The following is a 25,762-nucleotide window of genomic DNA, read 5'->3' as shown; positions in this document are numbered from 1 at the left end:
CGGCGCCGGGTGCTGGCCGCGCTGGCCGGGGGCGGCAGCCGCCCCCGCGAGCGGGTGTTCGGTGCGAACCAGGCGCTCCACGCGCATCTGGACGGCGGCAGCGGCGGTGTGTCGTTCGCCTACGTGCTCGGCGCGGACGGCCGGGTGGATCTCCTGGCCTACGGGCTGAGTTCGTCGCGGCAGGGCAACGCCTACCGGTGGGACGGCAACGGCAGCACGTACGTCTCCGGACCCCTCCCCCTGGAAGCGGCCGAGGACACCCCGGCGCTCCTCGCCTCCCAGGACCTCGTCGCGCAGGCCGACGCCCGCCGGGTGGCCGAGAGCACCGCCTCCGGTTCGGGCCAGACGGCCGGCGCCGGTGCGCGTACGAAGCAGCAGCGGAAAGGCAGCGCCGGAGGCCGGCGGGGCTCGGGCGTGCGCGGTGCGCCGCCCGGGCCGGGGCAGACCGTGCCGGGTGCGACCGCGACGGGCGCCGCCGCGCTCACCGTCGACCAGGTGCGCTCCTCCCCGATCCGGTCCTGGCCGGACGTGGTGGGACGGGACTTCACCGGCCGCTGGGAGGCTCCGGCACTGACCGTGACGCCGCAGACGTACCGGATGCTGGAGGAGACCGCCGGACCGGACACCCTCACCCCGGTCGGCGACCCCGGTACGGTGCCGTGGCGGACCGGGCGACGTCCTTACGTGGTGCACGCGGAGCTCGCCCTGGGGGCCCAGGACCTGATCCAGGTCCTCGACGGCGCTTCGGGTGAGGCACGCCGACTGACGTTCGACGAGTTCGCCGGGGTGGTGGCCTCGGATCCGCAGCTGTGGGGGCTGGGCGCGGACGTGCCGGTGCTGGTGCTGGTTCCGGGTGCGTCGTTCCGGGACCTGGGGCTGCTGCGCGCGGTGCGTGACGCGGCAGGCCGTCAGGTGTGGGGGCACACCGGACGTGCGGTGCTGTTCCCCGAAGCGCCCCGGGGACAGTTGGGCCTCGGTGTGCTCCGCGACGCCGTCCGGATCACCGGACAGTGGATCACTCTGCCGCGCGACTCCGGACGGGCGGCACCGGTGCCACCGGGGCGGACCGTCTCCGTGGACGGCGAGGTGTTCGACGATGCCGAGGTACTGCTGCGGCCGTTCGCGGACACCGACGGCCGGTTGGCCGGGCACTGGTCGGCGCGGCAGCAGGGGTTCGCCACCGGCCGCGAGGGGAAGCTCGGTGCCGTGGCGTCTGCCACGGAGTCCATGCACGCCGTCAGGCTCACCACGGACAGCTGGGCCGTCCAGGTCGGCGAGCCTGTCGTCTGGTCGGGGCTCGACCCGTACCTGCTGGTCTCCCACGGCAACCCCGGAATGGCCGTCCTGCAGGTCGCCGACGGTCGCGAGGTCAACTTCTCCGGGGCAGAGGTGGGCGCGCTGCTGCGGAGGCGCCGGTCGTTCGGAGAGCTGTTCCCCGACGGCCCGGTGGTCGCCCTGAATTGCTGGGCGGCCGCTCCCGCCACCCGACAGGAAGGCGCCACTTTCATCCAGGGCGTCGCCAACGCGTCGTCACGCATGGTCTTCGGCGCCACCAGCAAGGTGCTTCTGAGCGGTGCGGACCCGTCCGCCTCGGTCGGTCTCGTCGCCGGTCCGGACGGAGCGCGGGGCAGCTGGCAGGTCGCCGTCACCGGCGCCCGGGCGTCCCAGCTCGACGCATTCGCCGTGGACACGGGGCTGCTGCCCCCCGGTCGTCCGGCGACCTCCGACGACCGCATGCTCATGCTGCGCGTGATGCGGTTGATGCGGGACCTGCAGGCCCCGGGGTCGGCCGCTCAGCCGACGATCCGGAGCGTCGCCGTCCTGGCCCGCCTGTACGAGGACGTCGTCCGGCTGGAGGCGGCTCCCCCGGCGTTCAGCAAGAACTTCGTGGAGAGCATGGTGCGTGCGGCCTACGGCTGGGACGCCCGACGGGCGGTGCCGCACGAGGCGATCCTCCACCTGTTCGACAAGATCGTCACTGAACGACCGGCCACCCTGGAGGCCCTGATGGGGGCCCTGCGGGCGGACCCCCCGGTGCCGGGCAGTGGGCCCACGCGGGGCACCACCCTGGGGCCGGACCTTCCCGGCTCCCGGCTGGTGGAGCCGCCGGTGCCCGCCGCACCGGCGGACCCGGGCGCCTTCGTGGACGCGCTCCTGAGGATTCCGCCGGCCGAGCTGCTGGAGAACCTGGAGTACATGCCGTCCGGACACCGGCGGTGGCTGGCCCGCGACGCCCGCTTCGTCGACGGGCTCACCTCCGCCGTCGCGGCAGGCACCCTCGACCGGCCGGCCTTCGCCCGCGTCGCGGCGCGTCTGCTGGTGGTGGTCCCGGACGGCGTCGCCCGCCCCGCCTCCGCCAGGCGCGAGGCGTACGCCCAGGTGACCAGGGCGATGCTGGACGAGGACGTGGCCGCGACGCTGCTCACGGGCGGCGCGGCGGTCATGGTGCTGCCCCAGGACACCCCGCTGACCGCCCTCGGCGGCTTCCAGGGCTCCCGCAGCGGCTTCGACGAGTTCGGCCGCCGCTACGCCCACCTGCGCGGAGCCACCAACGGGGAACTCACCGCGGCGATCCCGGAGGAGAACCTCCTCGGCGAGGCCACCACGGTGCCCGGCGCCGCGCCGCACATGGCCGACGGCTACTCCAGCGTCACCCACGAGCTGGCCCACCTCGTCCACGACGCCCTGCCGGAACCGGACCGCGCGCTCATCGACCGGGTGTGGCGGACCAAGCGCGCCCTGGGCAGCTCCGAACCGTGGCCCGACGGCGTACGACGGGACCTGGCCGGCCGCGAGGTGGACAACTACGCCTCCACCAGCCCCGACGAGTACTTCGCCCAGTTGACCAACGCGTACCTGGGAACCAACCACGGTACGGACGAGGCCACCGGCCGCCCCCGGGAGAACGGTGCCGACTACGCGCACCGCAACGCCCGGGACCGGGAGCTGCTCCCGCTGCTGCGACGGCTCTACGGCGAGGACCCCGGCGCGACGCACGACGCCCCGGCCAACCCGGTGACGGCGACCGCCGCGGACAACGCCGTCCACGAGGCGTTCCACGACGCCATGGAACTCACCGGGCAGCGGGAGCCGGAACCGCGGGACTCCGGCGCGGAGGCCGTCGAGGTGCCGCCGGCGATGACGGCCGGGGACGGCGCCGGCGGTCTGCGGGGCGCCCCGCACGCGAACGCGCCGCGCCGGCCCTACACCGACCCCTACAGCCTGCGGGCCTTCCTCGCGCACAACGCGGCCCCCGACACCGGGGTGGCGTTCGACGAGAAGTCCAAGACGCTCGGCGGGGCACAGCGGCAGCTTCTCCTGGCTCACGCGCAGCGCCTGGTGAGGGAACTGCGGGCCTGGCACGAGCACGGCGACGGAACGCTCCCCTCGGTCGTGGTCACCGGCCACGGCAACGGACGCAACGCGGAGGCGACGGGCCTCCAGCGCGCCCAGGCGGTGGCGGACCTACTGGCCGAGGCGATCCCGGCCGCCCTCCGGCGGTCCGGAGCCGGCGGACGGGACGGCGGCCCGGTCGTACGGGTGGTGTCGGCCGGGCGGGAACTCCCCCCGCGCACGGTGCTGCCCGGCAGCGAGCAGGAGCGACGCCGCTCCGCCGTGGTACGGCTGGAACGCCCGGAGATCGTCTCCACGGAACCGGACGAGGGGGAGGGGGCACCGGAAGCCGATGTCACCGAGATCCTGGAGTGGTTCGCACGGCACAACGTCGAAGTCGACGGGGAAAGCGGCCACCTGGCGGCCATGCCGTGGCCCGGACGACGGACACACAGCCGCCGTCCGGTCACCGACTGGGCCGCCGCACCGGTCGTCCCGGTGGCTCCCGCCCGCCTGCGTTCGGGCGGTGCGGAGCCGATCAGGTACCGGACGGACCGCAGCCTGCTGTTCCGGTGGGAGCGCGACCGCGGGTGGAGCACGTACGAGGACGTCTTCCGCGACGGGCTCACCCCGAGAGGAACGGACGTCCCGACGCTCGCCGAGTACAAGGACGCCAACACGCCCTCCGTCTGGGTCAGTACGACCCGTGCGGAGACCGCGCAACACCCCGAATGGGGCACCGACCTGCGGTACGTGATCGACGCACCCGGTGGCGTGGACGTGCGGGCGACGTTGCCGGTGTCGGAGCTCGCCGCACTGGAGGAGGAAGTCGCCTTCCCGGGCGGGATCCGGCCCGAGTTCATCGTGGGCGTCGAGGTGGCCGAAGGCGTACGGATGGACCCGGAGACCGGTGTCTACGCCGAGGCGGTGTACTTCGTCCCCAACCCCTCCTACGACCCTTCCGCGGCGGCCGGTACGGGCACTCCACTGCGCGGGGCCCCGTCCGGACCGGGGGAACAGCCGCGAGCCGCTGGTGTGTTGTCGGTCGGCCAGGTGCGGTCGTCCGCCATCACGTTCGGCGCGGAACCGGTGGGACGCGACTTCACGGACCAGTGGCAGACTCCGTGGGTGGCGGAGACGCCGACGGCCTACCGGATGCTGACGCGGACCGACGTCCCGGAGGAATTCAGCCCGGTCGGCGACCCGCTCGGACTGCCTGCACTCCGGCAGTCGCCGTACCTGGTGCATGCGGACCTGGTGCCCGGCACCTCGGACCGGATCAGGGTGGTCGCACGGGAGTCGGAGGGCGTACAAGAGCTGACGTTCGGTCAGTTCGCCGAGCTGCTGGCCTCCGACGTGGATCTGGTGCACCAGGAACCGGACGTACCGGTCCTCATGCTGGTACCCGAGGCGCTTTCCGGGAACCTGAGTCTGCTGCGCGCGGTGCGCGATGCCCTGGGCCGCAGCGTCTGGGGCCACACCGGACGCGCGATGCTCTACCAGGACGGGTCGGACGGACCGGTACGCATCGGAGTGCCGGTCGAACCGGGCCTGGTGACCGGGCAGTGGCTGACTCTGACCAGGGGTGTCGAGGAGCCGGTGCCGGTGCCCGGGACGATCACCTCCGTGGACGGGGAGGAGTTCGAGCCGGACCAACTGGTGCTGCGGGCGCTCGCGGACGAGGAAGGCGGCTTCGCCGGGTACTGGTCCATGCTGCAACAGCAGTACGCCGACTTGGCCGAGAACACGATGCCGCCGGCGCTGCGTACCCAGGTGTTCCAGCACCTGACGTCCACACCGGGTGGCTACCGGCCCAACGGGCTCGACACCGTGCCGTGGTCGGGGCAGGACCAGCGCCCCTACGTCCTGCTCGCACACGGACGGTCCGGCCATGTTCACCTGCTCACCACGGACGGCCGATTCGCCCGCTTCTCCGGGGAGCAGACGGGCCGTCTCCTGCGACGGCGCAGGTCGTTCACCGGCTCCCGCATGCAGTCCACCGCCGAACGTCCTCTCGTCAACCTCGTCTGCTGGACCGCCGCTCCTCGGAAGGGCCCGGCAGAGACGGCGACCTTCGTCCAGGACCTGTCGAACGAGTTGGAGCAGACCGTCTTCGGCGCCGACAACCGGGTGGTCCTCGTCGGGGAGGAGCCGTGGCTCGCGGTCGCCGACGACGCGCAGACCGGTGAGCACCGCACCTGGAAGGTCGCTCTTCCCGAACCGCGCGGTGCGGATCTGGACCGGCTCGTCCACGCCAGTGGCCTGCTGCCCGCCCAGCAACCGGTCACCGCCGACGACCGGCGATCCATGGTCCAGGTGCTCCGCGCCGACCTGGATCTTCACGGCATGGGGGCGAGGGAGCCGAAGAGGCTGCGCCACCTGGCCCGTCTCGCGCGCCTCAACCTGGAGGCCTCCCGGCGCGTCGGACGTCCCAGGCCGTTCAACAGGGACCTGGTCCAGGACCTCGTACGACTGTCGGACGGCCGCCCCCGGGAGACGGACGCGGAGTTCCGCGCCCTGCTCGATGCGTTGTACGCGGAGAACCCTGTCCAGACGCCGGCCTCCACCTCCGCCGCCAGGTCCGCCGCACCCGGCCCGGGGCAGCGGAACGGTCAGCAGCAGGAGACCGGCACCACGTCAACGACGGAGGCGGCACCGGCCGTACCCGTGGCGGTCCGGCCCGAGGACGCCGAGACGCTGCTGACCACCCTGCCCGGGATGACGGAGCACGCGCGGGCCGAGCTGCTGATGCCCCTGCCGTACGGGCAGCGGCGCTGGCTGGCCGCGCAGCAGTCCCTGGTCCTGGATCTTCAGGCGAGCCTGCGACCGGAGGAGTTCGCACGGACGGCCGCACGGCTGATGGTCGACGTCCCGGAAGACGTCTCCCGCCCCGCGTCGGCACGTCAGGAGGCCGAGCGGCAGCTGGCCCGCATGCTCCGGGACGCGGGCCTCACCGCACGGCTGCTGACCGGCGGCGCCCGGGTGCTGGTGCTGCCCAAGGACGCCCGGCTGACCGAGACCTCGGCGTTCCGGCACTTCCTGGACGGAGCCGGCGAGCATCGGCACTCCGTGGACTGGAACCAAGTCCGGGGCGCCCACGAAGGCATGACCGCCGGGGTCGGCGAGGAGAACCTCCTCGGCGAGCGGACCTCCGTCGGACCCGAGGAGCACTACGCCGACGGCTACTCGTCGTTCACCCACGAGGTGGCGCACCTCCTGCACCACAACCTCGGGGCGGACGACCGCCGGCTCATCACCCGGACCTACGAGGAACTCCTCGCCGAGGACGCGGAGGAGTGGGAAAGCGGCGTCCCCGTCGAACTGATGGCGGCGCGGTGGCCGGACGGCGCCCGCTACGCCTGGCGCACCGACCCCGAGGGACGCACGGACGTCCACCAGAACTACTCCTCCGTCGACGAGCGGGAGTTCTTCGCCCAGCTCACCAACGCCCACCTGGGGACCAACCACGGCCACGACCCCCGGACCGACGGGCCGCGCAACAACGGGCCCGAGTGGGTGCGGGAGAACGTGCCCGCGCTGGCTCCGCTGCTGACGCGGCTGTACGGGGCGGAGCCCGCCGGACCGCTGGACGGCCGGGCCAACCCGGTGGCGGCGGTCCGGGCCGAGGACGCGATGTACGGCGGCCTGCAGGAGTTCCTGGAGGGAGTGGACGAGCCGCCCACGGGGGTCCTGACCGTGGGCTCCGCGCAGGAACTGTCCGAAGCCGTGGAGCGGACCGTTCCGGGCTTCCTGAAGCGCGAGGGCCTGTCGTCGGACCAGGCCGTACGGACCTGGCTCGCCCAGCAGGTCACGGCGGAGGACGTCACCGAGGAGCTGGACGCGTTCCCCGGGGACAAGGCGTTCACCCTCTGGGAGCTGAAGGCCGCCGGTGTCGTGCTCTCCGCCCGCCTGCAGGCCCAGGCGACCCTGAGCCGTGTACTCGCGGCGTCCGCCCTGCCCCCGCTGGACCGGGCGCGACTGGCGCTGCACGCGGGCGGCGCGTGGAACCCTGCCGTGGGACGGGCCGCGGTCGCCGTGGCGACCAGGGTCCTGCGCCGACCGGACCTGGTGCCGGCCGGGGCGGGTGCGGGGACGGCAGAGGCGCCGCGTCCGGTGACAGTGACGCCTCAGACGTCTCAGGGGTCCACCCCTCAGACGTCTCAGAAGACCACGCGGACTCCTCGGGCCACCCGGCGGCCTCAAGACGCTGGTGCGGCGGATGGCAACGGGCGGCCCACTTCCGCGGTGCTGCTCGACCACGGCAGGTGGACCCCCGCCGTGGGGCGTCCCGCCGCGCCCGTGGTGAGTACGGACACCGAGGACCTGGAACTCCTTCCGGCCGGGCCGCACGACGGCGCGACGCCGACGCCGACGGAGACGGAGGGCCAAGGCCCCGCCCGGCCCGGCGACACCCCGTCCGGTGACATCCCGTCGGGCGACACCCCGCCCGGCGACACCCCGTCCGGTGACATCCCGTCGGGCGACACCCCGCCCGGCGAGGACCAGTCCGGCGACACCCCGTCCGGCGAGGACCAGAACGGCGACACCGGACCCGACGACGACGGACCCGACGACAGCGGACCCGACGACAGCGGACCCGACGACGACCGGCCCGACGACGACGGACCCGACGACGACGGACCCGACGACGACGGACCCGACGACACCGGGCCCGGTGGCCATGGGCCCGGCGGCGTGGGTCCGGTCACCTCACCGCCCGCGCCCGCACCCGCATCCGGCGAGACGCTGAACAAGGACCAGCGTCAGGACCTGGCCGACCAGGAGCTCGTCTTCGCCCCGCCCGCCTATGCGACGACCGCCGGCTTCCGGCCGGCCATCGGCGCCGAGAGCATGGAACTGGTGAACCCGGACGTTCTCCGGTTGCTGCGCATCCAGGTGGCCGACGCGCTCCCGGAGCGTCTGCGGGCGCAGGCCCTGCGGGCGCTCGACGAACAGCTGTCGCCCGTGCGACTGCCGCACAGCCTCCGTCAGGCGGCCGGAGACGCACTCGTCATCCAGGTCGGCCGGGGCGGGGACGCCTTCGAGCTGTCGATCGGCATCCGCCTCGGCGACTGGATCCAGGCGACCGATCCGCGTGGTGAACTGCTGCTCGAAGAAAGGGACTTCGGGCACCTCCAGAGGCGGCCCGGGGTGGCCCGGGAGGTCCGGCCGCAGCTCGTCACGGACCGTCGTTCGACAACGGTGTCGGCGCGCTCCACCACGAGGGCACTGGACCAGGAGTCCACCATCTCCCAGGGCCTCTCCGTCGTCGGAGGACTGCTCAGCTCCCTGGGTGGCGCCATGCGCGGGGTGTGGTCGGCGCACGCCGCGACCAGCACCACCACGGCCGGGACGACGGCTCTCAGTTCCCGCGGCAGCAAGGGCACGTCCTACCGGGGGGTGGACTTCCTCACCGACGTCGGCCTCGCGGTCACCGTCCGGCGCCGGGGGGCGAAGACCCAGCGACGGCACGACGTGGTCGAGCACGCCCTGCTCATCCGGTACAGCCGCGAGGTGACGAGGTCGCTGCCGCGCCCCGAGGACGGTACGTCCCGTACGACCTCCCAGGCGTGGGCCGGCCGGACGGGCGGACAGGAGGCCTCCACGGCCGCGCTCTTCGCCGATCTGCCGGGGGACGTCATCGCCCTCGACGAGGGCTCCGAGTCCGGCGGCGAAGCCCCCGAGCCGACCGCCGGAGAGTCCGCGGGCACCGGCGCCGACGACACCAGCAGTGGCACCGCGGACGGTGGAGACCGGCCGTGGCGCCCGGTCGACGTCCCGGTCCCGCCGGACCTGGTGGCCAGGGCGGTGGCCATCCCCCGTCTGTCCCGGATCGAAGTGGTGTCCGGCGCGGACGCGGTGCGCCGGGCCGTCTTCGACGTCGTGGACCCCGCCCTGACGGCACCCGGGTCGGAGTCCTCCGCCGAACTGAGCGCGTTCGCCGCCGTCCAGAGCCTCCTCACCGGCCTGCACGACGCGGCCAGCGGCGCCTTCCAGTCGCCGGTCGTCTTCGACGGCCGCACGCGCGACAGCGTCACGCTCCGCGCGGTGTTCGCCGATCCCGAGGTGGTCGTGGCGAGCGACCGCTTCTCCCACCTGGAGGTGGAGGACGCGTACATCGCCTTCGCCGGCACGGCGGTCACCGGCCGGGACCGGCTGGATCTCGGCTACTCCGGCAGCGGCGCGCTGAACCTGGGGGAGGTGGCCCAGGTCAGGGCGGGCCTGGCCCTCTCCGGGAACCGTTCGGTGGGCTACACCCGGCCGGGCCAGAGCACGGGCGCCTCACTGGGCCAGAAGGTCAACCTCACCCACGAGGAGACCTCCCTGGTCCGGCTGACCGGCCAGGTGACGGCCGAGTCGGCCCGCGGCAAGCGGTCGACGGCACCCGTCACGGTCCAGCTGCGGGTGCTCACCGCGGACCTGCCGTCGCTGGGCCTGGCGCAGCCGCACGACGCACAGGGCGCGCACGACGACGGCCACGGCCACGACACCGAACGGCTGGGCCGGACGTCCGCACGCCGGCTGGTCATCCCCGAGGTCTTCACCGACTGGCTGCCGCTGACCTTCTGGGTCGGCGATCTGGACGCCAGGGGCGTGAACGACGTGCTCGTCGACGCGCTGGACCTGGTGCGCTCCCACTTCGACGGCTATCTGCCACCCGCCCACCTGCCGGTGGCCGCGGACCTCGCGCAGGCGGGCGAGACCCAGGTGCTGTGGCCGACCACCCGGGACGATCTGGAGCAGTTCGGAAACCACACCAAGCTGGTCGGCGCCCTGGGCCCGGAAGGCATCCCCCAGTTGCTCCACGCCATGATCAGTGGCGGGCACACCGTGGTGCTGACCAAGAGCACCCCCTTCGGGCCCGAGCAGGTCCTGGTGACCGTCCACGCGACGTTCGACCCCGCAGGCTTCCGCTACCAGCGGAGCCTGCAGGGGGAGATGGAGTCCTTCCAACAGGCCTTCAACGACCTGTCCATGGCGACGGACCGGTCGACGGTGCTGGGCCTGGGCGGCGACTTCTCCGCCGGGACCAGGCGGCCCCTGGGCAACCTCTCCGGGCTGTGGGGCAACGCCACCGGCGGCTGGAACATGACGCGCAGCTCCGTGGAGCACAGCGGAGTCGTGGCACGCCGCACCACCGGCGTCGTCCAGGAGTGGATGGCCGAGTTCGTCGGACCCGTCGCCTTCCGGGTGAGCGTGCGGCAGGACCTGCGCCCGGGCCCGGCGCCCGCCGGTGCGCGGGACACCACCGCCGCCGGGCCGGACACCGACGTACTCGCGATGCCCGGTAGCTACCCGCTGGACGAGGACACCGAGGGCAGGCTGCCCGTCTCGGCCCCCGCAGCAGGCCCCCCGCGTCAGCGGGTGCTGGAGAGCGAGCCGGTGACGGTGACGACCCGCCTGATCGCCCCGGAGGACCTCCTCCAGGAACAGCTCGGGGACGACCGCGTGGAGTGGGTTCCCAACGTCGAGACCGTCCACGAGCCCACCGGCGGTGTGCGCAGGGCGGCCCGGGAGGCGGTCGCCGGCGGCTTGACCTGGCGGCCTGAGCCGGACTCCTGGGCGCCCCACGAGTCCCTGCACATGATCGGTGTCGGCAAGACGCTGGCGGCCGTGGAAGAGGCGCTGGCCGAACTCGGCGTGAGCAGGCTGGACCCGACCGACCACGCGGCGCTGCGCGCCCTGCTCCACGGTCTTCCCGCGCGGCTCCGGGACTTCGCAGGGGCCCACCACACCCTCTGGGAGTCGGCGAACTCACTGGGGCTCACCTGGTGGGGCGGCATCCAGCGGGCGTCGGTGAGCCTGCGGGCCACGATCGAGGAGGCGACCTCCCTCGGCGCCAGCGGCAACTCGTTCGTGTTCGGCGTCTCCGGCGAAACGGCCCGGGTGGGCCGGAGCACCACGGCGAGCAACCGTCAGCTGGCCGCCGGAGGCGGGATCGAGGGGATGATCGCGGCCGGGAGCCGCGATTCGGTGCGCGTCGCCCCCGGCGTCCGCTTCGGCTGGGACGCTCCCGCCACCGGCTCCTCCGAGCGCAGTGGCCGGGCTGACTCCATCGCCATCACACTGATCGACCACGTCGTGGCCCGGACCGCCGTCCGTCTGGACTTCGAGGTCGCCCGGTGGGCGGACACGCCGCTGCCGCGACGGGTGGAGAACGCCCTGCACACGGGCCGGCACGGCCGGCGCAGCGTGTCCCGGCAGGTGACCGTGCCGGGGATCCTGCTCACGGCGGCCGACGAAGCCGTCCGTCTCGGTCTGCTGCCGGCCGATCATCCGCAGGCCCCCGCCGCGCCCACGCGGCCGGACTCCGCGCTCGAACGGATCTACCCCCCGTCGAGCGTCCTGCGCAACGACGGTCTGGACCTTGCCTTCGCACGCCAGGTCCCCGACCTGGGCCGGTTCGTGCGCGACGAGGTCATGCCGGTACTGGAACGGGAGCTGGGCCGCTCGTACGCGGAGGCCGCGGCCGGTCCTCTGCGGCTGGTGTCCTCGCCGACCGGTGCCGCGGCCCTGCTGCGGGCCATGCTGACCGGCGTGACGATCGCGGTGCCGTACCGGTCCCCGGTCACCACCGCGATGATGGAGATCACCTTCCGGGCCAGCCTGGGCGAGCCGAGCCCGGCGAGCCCGACGGCGGCCCGGTACCTCGCGGACCGGGCCAACGTCCTGATCGAGACGGCACACCGTGCGCTGCAGTCGGTTTCCACGGCATCCGGGCAGGTCACCGGCACCCACACGGCCGCGACCACCTCGCCGTTCAACCTCAACCGCGACGCCATCACCACCGGGACCCTCGCGGGGACCCTCGCCGACCGGAACCGGCAGTCCCGCCGGGACGAGAACTGGGAGCTGGTCACCCTGCGGAACAGGGAGGTCCTGCTCCAGAGCGACCACACCCTGAACGTCGACGTCACGGTGAGGCTCTCGTCGGCGGTGACGAGCGGTCTTCCCGGTGCCGGGTCGCTGCTCGGACCGATCGCCCCGGCGGCCGGGCCGGTCATGGGCCGCTCGCGCCGGCTGTCCATCGGCCCCAAGGCCCTGCCCGGGCTCCGGCTGGCCTATCCCCGGGAGATCGCCGAGGCGGCTCCCACCTCCCCGGTCGAGCGGTCCTCCGCGACGCACCACGCCCCCGCGACGAGGCCGTTCGGTGTGCGCTTCACACCCGGTCTCCTGCGGGAAGCGGTGCTCGGCAGTCTCGGCGACCTGCGCGGCCTGCGCGAGGCGGCCGAGTCACTGTTCGTGGGACGGCACCCGCTGGACGGTGTCTCCCCGGCGGCCAACTCCTGGCAGGGCGGGCTCTTCGCGCTGCGGAGCCGCATCGAGACGGTCTTCAGCGACGCCTATCTGAGCCAGTGGATCTGGCAGGCACTCCAGGGCGGCGTCGAACACCAGCTGACGATCCCCGGCGCCACGTTCGACGTCACCGGCACGCTCCGGGTGACCGCGCACGTGACCGGGTTCCAGCACTCCGACGTGGTCCTCACCAACAGGGGCCGCAGGAGGATCAACCGCGCGGCGACCAAGGCGTGGGGCGACCAGGACTCCGCGCCCGCCTGGCGTGCGACCGCGTCCGCCCGCATCACGCAGCAGCTGGACGGAGCACCGCCCGGGGCCTCGTCGGCCGGCTCGCACAACCTGTTCGAGGGCCTCGGCCTGGTCGGCCAGACCCAGACCCGGCGGGGAGCCGAGACGTCCGGGGACCGCCTCATGGCGGAGACCGGCGAGAAGGCGAGCGGCCTGGAGTTCGCCCGGCTGCACGCAGGCGAGATCCAGTGGCATCTGGAATGGCACGCGGAGAACGTCCTCCCGGTGGACCACGGGACCGGCCCCGCGCGGCTCCTCGACTTCATGCGCAGGCCCGTCCGGGACGTGGTGCACACCGTCACCGGCGAGGCGATGACCCTCTACGTGCCGCTCGCCGAACGGCAGCGCTTCCTCGACCTGGACGTGGCCGACGGAACGGACCCGGACGACGACCCGGAAGGCCCGGACGGCCCGGGAGACGGGGACTCCCCGGGTGGCGGCCCGGTCCCGGGGCCGGTACCGCCTCCCGCCGGAGGCCCGGCGCGGCCCGCGGACGCGGATGCTCCTGCGGCACCGGCCCCCACGGAGGCGGGTCCCGTCGCCGACCCGTCCGCGACGGGCTCCCCGGCCGTGACCGGTCCCCGCAGCGCCGCCCCGCACGCCCGGCAGCACCGTCCGCCCCTGGAGAGCGGCCCGGACGGTGCCGCCGCCGGGACCTCCGCACCGGACCCGCTTCCGGGCGTCCCCGCACCGGAGGCGTTCCCCGAGCAGCCCGAGCCCGGCCGGCCCGGCCTGCCCGAGTCGGCCGAGCCCGGACCCGTACAGCCGGGGGCCGCGCCGGACGGGACCTTCCTGCCCGATCCCGTACGACCGGAGGAGGACACCGCCGCCGCCCAGCACCCGTGGTACCTCGACCGGGGAGCCCTCGGCGAGCTGACCGTGACCCGCGCTCCCCGGCCGGTCGACGATCCCGCCGACGAGTTGAACGCGATCGCCGGCGCCGTGCCGGTCCCGGAGCTGCGCGACGACATCCGGGCCGCACTCCGGAGCATGCTGCGGACCACCGAGCCCAAGGAGTGGAAGGAGCTTCTGCTCAAGGGCCGGCTGCTCGTCAGCAACGGCCGGCTGGTGTGGATCCGGCCGGCCCTGCGCCAGGTGCGACCCGAACCGGAGACGGGGGAGCCGGAGCGGCCGGTGCGCGCGTACGAGGTCGGCTTCGCCTCGACGAAGGCCTCCGGAACCTCGGAGCGGAGCCGCAGCTTCGGGTGGGACTCCCGGCTGTTCAGCGCCTTCAGCCTCGCCTCCGCCGCGGCGTCCGCGGTCGTGCCCGGCCTGCCGTTCTTCGGTGCCTCGGTGTCCCGGAAGAGCACCGTCGGCTGGGGCCGCAACGTCGTCAGCGGGCGCAAACTGTTCGTCGACAGCTCCACCCGCTTCGAGGCCGACCTGGGCTTCCGGGTGTACGTGGACGGCTTCGAGCACCCCTCCGACGTGACCGTGCCCGTGGCCATGGGCGTGTCCGTCCCCACCGCGTACACCGCGAGCCGTACGGCCCCGCCCGGGAGCCTCGCCGTCTCCCCGACGGGAGACGACGGGACCGCCCGCCGGACCGCCCCGCCCCGGCTGGTACTCAACGCGCTCGACCCCGGCCCGGTCGTCGCCGCGCTGCAGCGGGACCTGCTGGCGGTCGGCCTGGACGCCACGACGGTCGCCGACGTCGTCCGCCGGACCCAGGGCCTGGTCAACGAGCAGAGCGCGCGCAACCGCAGCCATTGGTGGCTGAGCAACGGTGACGTCGGCATGCGTATCTCCGCGGGTGCGGCCACCGTGCGGCGGGGGCCCACCGCGCTCCGTGCGGTCCGTGCCGCGATCGACAAGGCGCTGCGGGCCGAGGCGCAGGCCGCCGGTCTGGCGCACGCCGCCGTCGAGGAGATCGGCCGGATGGTGCAGACGGCCGTCGAACAGGTGCACGCCACTCACGGATTCCCCGGTGTCCGGGGCCTGCGCGAGCGGGTGGGCCCCACCCTGGGAGCCGCACTGCAGGCCCGTGGCCTGGACCCGGACACGGTCAGGGGGATCAGCGAGGGGGTCTGGGCCGCGGGCGGAGTGGCGGCCGGGCGCAGGCGGGCGCCGCTCGCCCCGTCCTTCTCGGGTCACCCCACCGTGCGGCTGCGGATCGTCTCCGCGGAGATGGTCGGGGTCACCCCGGGAGCCAAGGTCCGTGACGACCTCGGCTCCGGCCTGTCCGCCGCGGTCTCCCGGGACGTGGTGAGCTCGGCCGTCTACGGAGTCGGCTTCAACATGTTCGGTCTCACCGACGGCTTCGGAAACGACTTCACCGACACCGAGGGCACCGGCCTCGCCGTAGGGCAGAGCGGCCCGTCCTCCGGGAGCGGCAAGGGCGTCGCACCCTTCCTCGGCGTGTCGTACCACCCGTCCCGGTCCACCGGGATGTCGTTGACCACCCAGGCGGTCAACCACTACGTGCTCAACGAGCAGCGGGACCACGCCCGTTACGACGTCGCGGTGGAGATGGAAGTCGACTTCGCCTCCACCAGCCACCCGTCGCTCGGGAGCGTGCGGGCCCGGGTCGCCGGTGAGGTCGGAGTACCGGTGGGCGCCGACGGGCGGGCCGCCCGGCAGTTCGAGCGGTCGGTGGGCACGGTCGCCCGGCCGCTCCCGCGACCCGTACCGGTGCGGGAGCAGCCGAACGTCCGCAGGCTGCTCCGCCTCGCCGGGGTGCTGCCGAAGGCTTCCGCCGTCACGCCCGACGCCCGGCCGGCGGAACTGGACGAGACGCTGCCGCCCCTGCCCGGCGAGCCGCTGCACCTGGCAGCCCGCCGGGGCCCGGGCTTCGCCGTGCTGCTCTCCCTGCCCGGGGCCGAGCGGGTCGGGGAGCACTTCAGGACCGAGCTCGGGAACCTCGCGGCGCGGCCGGGAGCCGGGCGCGCCGACTGGTCGTCGGTCGACCGGGAGCTGAACGTCTTCTTCGGGGTGCCGGCCCTGGTCACCGACCTGGCGCAGCTGATGCACGGTTACAGCCACGAAGTGACCCTGGGCGGAAAGAAGGTGCGGCTCTCCGTCCGCGCGCACCTGCGGGAGCGGCTGGACAGCGCCGCGGCGGACGGCACCATGACGCTGAACGCGCGGACCACGTCCGGACAGACCTTCACCAGCCACCGCGGCACCCGCTGGACGGGCGAGGCGTCCCTCGGCGGCGGCGCCCGGGTGTCCCTGGGCGAGGTCATGCGGCTCCAGGCCGGCGGCGTCCGCGTGCACGGCAGTCACGGCCGCGGCACCACCCAGGAACTCTCCGGCAGCAACAAGTCCTACAACCGCATGGAGACCGCCGGCCCGGTCGATCTGAGCCTCTACAAGGTGATCTGGCAGACCGGGATCGACGACACCACCACGTACCTCGGCGAGGACGGAAGCACCACCGCCGAGGTGGCCGTCTCCCACGAGCACGTGCCCGCCGCCCAGGTGACCGCGGACGAGGTGGCCGCGATGCACGGGAGCACCGTGGCCAAGGGGCCCCGGCCCACGGACGGCTCGCCCCGGCTCGACTTCCACGGGGCCGGCACCGCCGGTCTGTACCCGGCCTTCGCCGCCATGCCGCAACTCACCCGGCTGGTCGCGGAGCTCTACGCCGAGGTGAACCAGCTGCCGCCCGACTGGGCCCGCAACCCCGCGCACTGGCCGTCCGAACTGCTCCACCTGACCAGCCCGCGCGCCCTCGACGCCCACTTCGCGGAGCTGACCGGCCCCGACGGCTGGACGATGCCCCTGAGCACCCGGCAGGGCCGCAAACAGGAGATACGACTCAGCCTGAGCGTGCCCCGGCCCGGACGACTGCCGCAGGCGGCCGACCGCGTGGAGCTGGAGCACTACCTCCAGGCGAAGTCCTCCGCCGGAGCCGAGCTGTCGCGGGAGTCCGGCATCGGAGTGTCGGGCGGGGTGGGCCCCCAGGCACGGCTGGGCGACGACCACAACGGTGGCGTGACCGGCAGGATCACCGTCCTCGCGGAGGCGGAGTTCGGCCGCTCGTGGACGTCCGGCCGGGGCACCGAGTTCGGCAGCGTGGAGATCAGCCGGTCGACCTACGACGGGGCCTGGCGCATCCTGCTGGACGCCACCGTCGAGGCGACCGCGGTGTCCTGGCAGGGCAAGGACCGCAGGGAGGCCGTCGGTACCTCGTCCACCACCGGCGCCCTGGAACTGCTGGCCGCGCGGCGCAAGGCCGAGGACCTGGGACTGCTGGCCCCCGTCGACGAGGACCCCGCTCCCCGCGCCCACCTCGACTCCGGCCTGCTCGCCACCGCCGCGCACCCGGAGGTGCTCCGGGCCGACGGGGTCCTGCCGGGCGTCGTCGACCGGCTGCGCCGCCGTGGAATCCTGCGCGGCGACGACCTCCGTCCCGACCTGCTGTCCCGTCAGCTGAAGGCGTTCCTCTCCTCCGAGAACCTGCAGACCGAGTTCACCGGCCTGGTGGGCGGCAAGGACCGGTGGCGGGTGTTCCCGCTGCCGCGCTTCGGCGGCGGCACCGACTACCTCGTGGTGCGGGTCACCGTCAGCGAGGTCGAACCCGCGCACAGCCACCGCCGGCGGCCCGAGGTCAGACTCACCCTGCGCGGCGAGGGCCTGTCCGGCGAGAGCACCGAGCGGTCCGTGTCGACGTACGGCGGCGGCGGCGCGGTCGCCCGCGGCCGGGTGGGCTCCGGCAACGGGTACGGCGGCGTGGGCATGGCCGCCGAGTACCGCGCCGGCCGGGAGGACGCCCAGAAGGACAGCCGGACCGTCCTCGACATCCACCGGGGCACCACCAGGGACACCTCGGAGGAGTTCGAACACCGGGTCAGGTTCCGGGTCGAGCTCGGCCGGACCTCGGAACTGCCCGAGATCCTCGCGGCCGCCTCCCGAGGCCTGCGGCGGACGCTCACGGGCATGGGGGCCCTGCTCGGCCGTGAGGCCGGCGCCGCGCGGCTCTGGTACGGGAAGCGGTGGGACTGGTACGACGACGGTTCCGCGCAGCAGTCCTGGGGCACCGTCCGACTGCTGGTGCCGACCCACCTGACGACCGAGGCGGCAGCCGCCCCGGTGGCCCCGGTCGCCCCCACCTCCTACGGGACCGGGCCGAGGTGGGAGACGGACCCCGGCGAGGTCACGCCGCTGCCGAAGGCGTTCACCGACCACTTCCACCCGTGGGACGTCCCGGCGGCCGCCGCCGTGCAGAGGTGGGCCAAGCTCGCCGCCGATCCCTCCCGAACCGCTCCCGACCTCGGACGGGACGGCGTCTGGGAGGTGCCCGGCATCGACTTCACCACCCCGGCGGGGCAGAGCTACGACCTCCGCACCTCGGGCAACGTGCTGCGCCCCCGCATCGACCAGCTGCTGGAAGGCGGTTACCGCCTCCCGGTGGGCGACCGCGAGGTCTCGGTCCGCTTCGAGCTCACCGGGGCACGCGTCCTGGCGAAGGGAGCCGCCTTCAAGGCCCGGCGCTACCAGCAGCACGACGACGCGCCCGAGACGTCGAGCGGGCGCTTCCGCGGCTGGGAGTTCGAACTCGGCCCGGAGGCGGGAGGCAACGCCGGCGAGCACGGGGAGGACCACCTGGTCGAACGGTTCCCCGGGGAGTTCGGGACCGGTACGGGCGAGGACCGCAGCGGCGAGATCAGCCAGGTCGACGAGAAGAACCAGGAGTCCAGCCGCCGGTTCGACTACTACGGCCTCGGGCTCGACGTGGTCTTCCAGGGGCCGACGCGCACCCTGCGCGTGTCGGTGCCGGACGGGCTGGTCGGCATGCTGCCCCTCGACCCCGACGGGACCCTGGCCGGGGGACTGGCGGACCTGCTGCCGGACCTGTTCGGCCCGGCAATGGCCGAACCGGCTGCCGATCCGACTGCCGATCCGACTGCCGGGCCCACCGCCGATTCGACCGCCGATCCGACAGCCGGGCCGGCGGCCGGGGCAGCGGCCGGGGCGGTCGAGGGTCCGGCGGTCGAGCTCCTCATGGAACGGTCGCGGACCGTGTGGCACGAGGACCGGCAGCTCGCCGTCGCGCTTCCCGGCGCCACCGCGGGGGAGCTGGGCATCAGCCCGCAGGCGATGGAACGGCTGCCCCGTCTCGTACCGCAGGAAGCGGTCCTGGTTCTGGGGGAGCAGGACGGCGACGGCCGGCTGACCGTGAACGGCCTGCCGGTGCGCACCGACGCGATGGTGGCACTGCTCAACGCCACCGTGCCAGGACGGTCCCCCTTGCTGATCGGAGCGGGCGCGGACCGGTACGCCGCCGAGCTGGCCGAGGCCCTGGGCACGCCGGTCATCGCCAGCGCCCACGGCATGGCCCTCGACCCGGCCGCCGGCACCCTCGGCGAGGCCGCCCCCGCCGGGGGCCGCAACGGCCGCGAGCCGGGTTTCCGGCTCTTCGACGCCGAACACCGGGACGGCGTACCGCTCTTCGGGACGCGGAGCACCGACCCGTGGGAGGAGCCCGCGCGGACCGGCGAGCAGCCGCCCGTACCGGGACCGCGGGCCCCGGAGCCGCAGCCGGCCGTCAGCCCCGCGCCGGGACCGGAGACCCCGCAGCCCGCGCCCGCGCCCGTGCTCGGGCCGGTGTTCGTCTCCCCGTGGGGCGAGCCGGTCGCGGTGGACCCGGCGGCCCGCACCACCGGCATCCCCCGGGCCGGTCTGCCCCACCTGCCCGAGGTGATCCGGACGCTGCGCCACCTGGTGGAGCAGGCCGGGCGCAGCGTGCCGCAGTCCGTGTGGGACGGCCTGCCGCAGCGTCTGCTGAGCAACTACCGCTACCTGGTGCCGAAGACCGGCGACGCGGTGGACGGGCTGATGGTCCCGCTGGGCGGCGTGGAGGCGCTGATCACCCTCGACCCCCGGGACCCGCGCGAGGTCCGCGACCCGGCCGGCCTCTACGACGGCCGCACGGTGCTGGAGACCATCCCGGAAGAGCTGGAAGAGCCGGAAGAGCCAAAGGATCCGGAGGGACCGAAGGACCCGGAGGGACCGCTGCCCCTGGTGTCCGGGGACGCGGCCGAGCGCCGGTTCCACGCCAACGAGGCGATCAACTCCGCCTTCCTGACCGGTGCGTTCGTCCGTACCCACGCGGGCCCGACCGGTGCGACCCGCGGTGCGCTCTCGATGTCGTACGGCATCGGTGTCGCCCCCGGCGTGTTCCAGGTGCTCAGGGCGGGCGTCGGGATCTCCGGTACGGCCAACGCGTCACGGCGCTCGACCAACTGGGTCGGCGACGCCGAGGGCGGCCATGTGCTGCTCGCCAAGAGCGACTCCCGGATGCTCGCCTACCAGGCGCACTGGACGGTGCGGATCCGCACCGCCGCGGACCAGGAATGGGCCGCGGCGGCCCCCACCCCGGTGGAGACCACGGACGACCGGCGGCTGCTCCTCTACCTGCCCGAGCACTACCTGGACCGGGCACCCGGGCAGGTCACCGCCGTCGACACCGGCGGACTGGAGCACCGGCTGCCCGCCGTGTACCACGCGACCGGCCTCACCGGCCTGCCCGCCCTGTTCGACCGGATCACCGCGGCCGTACGGGAGCAGGGACTGGCTCTCCCGGTCGGCAGCGTCCCCCGCGAGGAGCTGCTGCAGAAGCTGTGGAACCTGGAGTCGCACCTGGACGCCGCCCTCGATCCGGACCAGGGCTACCCCTTCTCCCTGCACGACGAGCACGGCAGTCCGGTCGCGACCGTCCGGGTGCACACCAAGCGGGCCCGGCGGGCCGTCCGGGTGGGTACCACCAGCGACAAGGCGCCCATCGAGAACGTCCGTACGGCGATCGACGGCACCGGAGGCAGCCACACCGTCTACAACTCCACCACGCTCAGCCTGCCGGTCGAACTCAACCTGTTCCCGCTGCCGTTCCAGGACCCGGGCCTCGGCCTCGGCGTCAGCGCCTCCCTCGCCCTGACCTGGTCCAACTCGAACACGGTCAGTGCCGCCCGCACCGGCCTGTGGGTCGTGGTGCCGCGCAACATCGGCCGCACCAACGCGTACCTGCTGGAACTCAGCCACAGCGCCGTATCGGCGGTACGCGGCCACGAGCCGGTCAGCACGCCCGAAGTGACCGGCGAGGGCCTGGTGCGCGTGACGGAACGTGAGGCCATCCGGTACGGCCTGTCGGTGGACGAGAAGGCGCTGCGCGCCACCCCGGTCACCGCCGCGGAACGGGCGGCCGGCCGCACACCGGACCCGTCCGAGCGCACCGTGGCCCTCCACGACGGCCCGGACGGCCGCCTCGTGCGCTACGCCCCGGACCTGGTCCAGGGCATCGGGCGCCGACCCGGGGACCCCGAGCACATGGACGCACCCTCGTTCGTCCGCGAAGGACGCGGGATCGGCATGGGCCTGGTCGAGGTCCGTGACGAGACGGTGCGGGAGCTGTACGGACAGGTGGCCGGGGCGCTGCGCCCGTTCGGTTTCCTGCCACCGGACGCCGGTGTGCCGCTGACCGGGGGCCGCTGGTGGTCGAACGCCGGTGCCCTCGACGCCCGGCTGAAGAACCAGGACGAGCTCAGGAAGTTCCTCTCGCCGCGTGGAATCGAGTCGTTCTGGGACCAGTTGCACCAGGAGCCGGGACTCCAGCTCGTCATGGACCTGCCCCGGGGAGCCCTCGGAATCGACTACGACGTCGACTCCGTGCGGATCACCCTCCGGGCCCGGGCGTCCGAGGGCGTCGAACCGCGTTTCGAGGGCACCACCGAGGAAATGGCCGCGGTCAACCTCGCGATGGGCATGGACACCGCGGGGATCGCCGCCGGTGACGCCCGCAAACTGGCGTTCGGCCTCCGCTTCAAGGCCCTGTTCCACCAGCTCAGGGGAGCGTCGACCGGAGTCGAAGCCAGTGTCTCGGAGGGCCGCACCGACGCCGTGTCGTTCCTCAACAACCGTCCAGAACTGCTGGAACTCGCCGGCGTCCTGCGGCGGTTCACGCTGTTCAGCGACTACACCGTCACCCTGGAACTGCAGCACAGCGGTCTCGCCGGACGGCTCCGGCCCGGCGCCCGCGACCCGCGCCCGATCCGGTTGAGCCGGCAGGAGGCCATCGCCTACGTGCCTCCGTTCGACGAACAGCCGGCGCCCGTCGTCCCCGCGGCGGGCAGGACCCCGTCCGCCGTGCTCGACCGCGCGGTGGTCTACCACGTGGACGCCTCCGGGCTCCACGGCGCGGCCGCGCGGGCCCTGGGCGAGCTGGTCGCCGGACCGCAGGGCGGGGCTGTCCAGGAGCTGGCCTCCTTCACCGGAACCACGCAGGTGAGGGCCCACCTGAAGGAGATCCTGAACCACCGGTACACCACCGACCAGTTCTTCTCCAGCGGCTTCTTCCGGGACACCCACGGCGCGGTGGACATCAGCGGGGACATGGGACCGTCCTCCTTCGCGGGCGTCACCCAGGACCCCTTCGTGCTGGGCGCCATCACGCTGTGGATGAGCCAGACCAACAGCACCGCCAGCAGCTCACGCGGCGTCAGGGCGATACCGGCCGACCTCACCCTCGGTGGCGCCACCCCGGACGGCGAGGGCTCGGTCCAGGGCGGGGCCGACGCCTCCTGGAGCCGCCAGTGGAACCGGTCGGCCGGCTCGGGACGGACGGGCGCCAAGGAGGAGATCAAGCTCAGCTTCAGCCGGGCGTACCTCTTCCGCACCGCGGTGGACTACCAGGTGCACGGCCGTCTGGAGAAGCACGCCAAGCTCCTGCCCGACTCGTACGGTTCGCACAGCGGGCGGGTCGACGGCCGCACCATGCTGTACCTGCTGGCCGAGCCCGAGGCGCTGGAGCAGTACGCCCGGGGCACCGTGCCGATCTCCGACGAGCAGCTCGTCGAGGTGCTGAACCGCTGGCACGCGGGGCAGGCCCGGCTCAGCGGGGACAGCGTCGCGGGCGTGCTGTCGCGCTGGACGCAGGACGTACCGGACCCGGACGGTCCCCTGCCGTACACCGAGGCCGGCCAGGCGGCGGCCGACGCCCTCGGAGGGCTCACCGCGACCCGCCGCGAGCTGGCCGAGCTGCTGGCACGGCTGCACGGAAACGGCGCCCTGCCCGTGGCGGACCGGCGGATCCGGGACGCTTTCAACGCCCGCTTCGGGCTGGACCTGCGGGAAACCGAGGGCGGGGCCTTCCCGGGCGCCGCGCTTCCCGACTACCTGACCCGCCGTGACCCCGGCGGCCGGTTCCTGGGCCACAGCGGGGTGCACGCGGTCAGCTTCGAGCGGGGCTACCGCTCCACCTACGACATCGTGCGGGAACAGGTCGACCGGGTCGCGCCGGGCCTGCTGGCCGCGCAGCCCGAGCTGTGGACCGGCGACGGCCGCCGGATCGGACGTCTGCAGGGTTCGGTGAACGTCCTGCAGTCACTGCTGGCGGAGGGCCGCGACCTGGCCATGTGGGACGACCTGCTGTCGCCCAACGGGCACACGTTCTACCTGGTCAACCCGATCGGCTGGCTGCTCTCCGACATCGTCGAGATCAAGCTGACCGACACGCTGGACTCCGACCCGGAGGTCTTCGGCTACCGCCCCCGGACCGGTGTGGAGGTGTACGGGCACGGCTACGTGAGCACCACCGCCGGCTCCTCCCGGGACACCGCGGTGGGGCTGACCGCCGGCAAGTTCGGCGGTGGCGCGGCGAACGGCTCGGGCAGCGGCAGTGTCGCGGTCGGCGAAGCACGCCACCAGGGCGTCACCCGCGCCGAGACCGCCACCACCGAGCAGACCGCCTACGGCTGGAACGACACCTACCTGGTCCGTATGGGACACACCCTGACCGCCGAAGTCAGCCGGCTCGACGAAGCCGGACGGCCGTTGAACAACCTGCTGGCCGGTTGGTACCGCGGCCTGGACGCCACCCGCTCCACCCCTGCCGTCATCAGCGTTCCGGGCTCGATCGAGCTGCAGGTGCCGCGCGGCCTGGGCGAGTTCCGCGCCTCCGACGCCGCCGCGGAACCACGCGATCCGCGTCCGCTGCCCGAACTGCCCGGCGACACGTTCATCACCGGCACCATGCTCGACGACGGACTGCCCACCGCCCTCGAGCTGATGACCCGGCTGTTCGGACCCCGGGCCGACGGAGCCAGGACCCGTACCAACCTCGGCATCCGCCAGTTGATGAGCCGGGAGCACCTGACCAACCACCTCATCGAGGCATCGGCCGGCCGCAGCCATCTGCTCACCGACATGCTGTTCGTACCGGGCAACTCGTCCGCGCACGCCAGACTCCACCTGCGCGGAGACCTGTTCGGCCTGGAGGTCCTCGGGCCGGTCCAGGGCACCGGAACCGGCCGCTACACCAAGCACCAGAGCGGAACGACGGCGAGCTCCGGGAACGACAACTGGCGCGCCTCCGCCGGTGCGGGCGTCTCCGGTTCGGGCACCCTGCACCCCCATGACCCCGCGCAGTCGGCGCAGGGCCACGCCTTCCCCCCGTACACCGGCGCCGGTGACACGAGTGCGTCGCGGGCCACCGGCAGCGGTACGGCGGAGGCGGGCACCGAGAACTACCGGCGCGAGCAGCACATCAAGCAGCAGGGCCCGGTCCTCCTGGTCCGGCTGCGCGGCCGCTACCGGCTGGAGGCCGAGCTCGTCACGAAGAGACTGCCGGGAGTCCGGGCCGAGACGCGGAGCCTGCGCGGTGACGCCTTCAGCGGCGACGTCTACGCGGAGCTGTTCGAGGCGGAGGTCGGCGAACTCCGGGCCAGGATGGCCCAGGAGCCCCTCCCGGAGACCCCGGACGGGGACTGGGAGAGGCTGACCCGCGCGCCCCGGTTCGACGTGATCGACCCGCTGGCGCAGGCGGCCGGCGAGCCCGGAATGACCGCGGGCCGGCTGCACCAGTCACTGGCCCGCCGGATACGGTCCGCAGCCGTGGCCGCGCGTGCGGCGGGAACCGTGGCCCGTACGCCGATGTCCCGGAACACGGCCGGGGCGAACGGCCCGCTCGAAGCGGCCGTGGTCACCCTGGACCGGGCACGCCTGGCCGAGCTGGCCGACCGTGAGGTGCTGGGGTGGGCGGTCGACACCCTGCGGACGGATCTGGCCGAGTCCCGGGCCGTGACTCCCGACCGTCCGGCACCCGAACTTCTCGAGCGGTACCAGCGGTTGCTGGACGGCCGGTCCGCGCGCCCCGAGGACGGCGTCGTCGGGGACGGCCTCGGTGCCACCGTGATCCGGGAGGTCGGAGAGGCCCGCCGGGCGATGATCGGCGAGGGGGCGGCACCGTTGCGGTTCCCGGGCGTCGTCCCGTCCGCGGCCGAGTCGGTCGAGCGCCTGATCCAGGGCATCGCGCACGAACTGGACGTCCCGGTCCGTGCCGATGTCGTCGAACCGGACGGGTGGGTATCCCACTACTGGCCCGAACCCTCCGGCCGGATCCGGTACGTCCGGGTGGCCGCCGCCGACGGGGGCGGCATGGTGCCGTACGAGGTCTTCGAGCACGCCGAGGGTGCCCCGGGGGTCGCCGACCCGGGCGACATGGCGGAACCCGCCTGGGCCTTCGAGGAGGTCGCCACCCCGTATCTGGTGGCGCTGCCCGGGGGAACGGCCGGCGGACCGGACGGGCTCGCCGGCGGCACGGCCGCGACCCTCCCGGCGGACGGCTCCGCCTTCGCGGGCATCGGCCGCGACAGTTCCCTGGTCCTGCTCTCCGGGGAGGGCGGCGAGAGCGGCCCGGAGCTGGCCCAACGCCTCGCCGACCGGACGGGACGGCGGGTCTGGGCGACCGCCCGCCCGGTGGACCTCCACACCGGCGAGGACGGTGCGACCCGCATCACCTACCGGGACCGCCCCGACGCGCCCGGCCACGGCGGCGACTGGGCGGTGAGGGAGCCGCGCCACAGGGACGGGTGACGCGGCCCGGTTCCGGCGGGGCCGTCAGGCC

General features: G+C 73.9%; 1 protein-coding gene. It reads left to right on the top strand.

What is annotated here, in order from left to right:
- Window positions 1-54 precede the first annotated feature (54 nt).
- Window positions 55-25,731 carry a scabin-related ADP-ribosyltransferase gene (locus tag ACWCSV_RS31185; protein ID WP_451147986.1) on the top strand — a complete coding sequence of 8,559 codons (25,677 nt, stop codon included), beginning with the start codon at window positions 55-57 and terminating at the stop codon, window positions 25,729-25,731.
- Window positions 25,732-25,762 lie beyond the last annotated feature (31 nt).

This window comes from Streptomyces sp. NPDC001770 (assembly GCF_053596135.1).
Note: the sequence above shows the minus strand (reverse complement) of the source record. Positions and strands in the feature narration are given on the sequence as shown.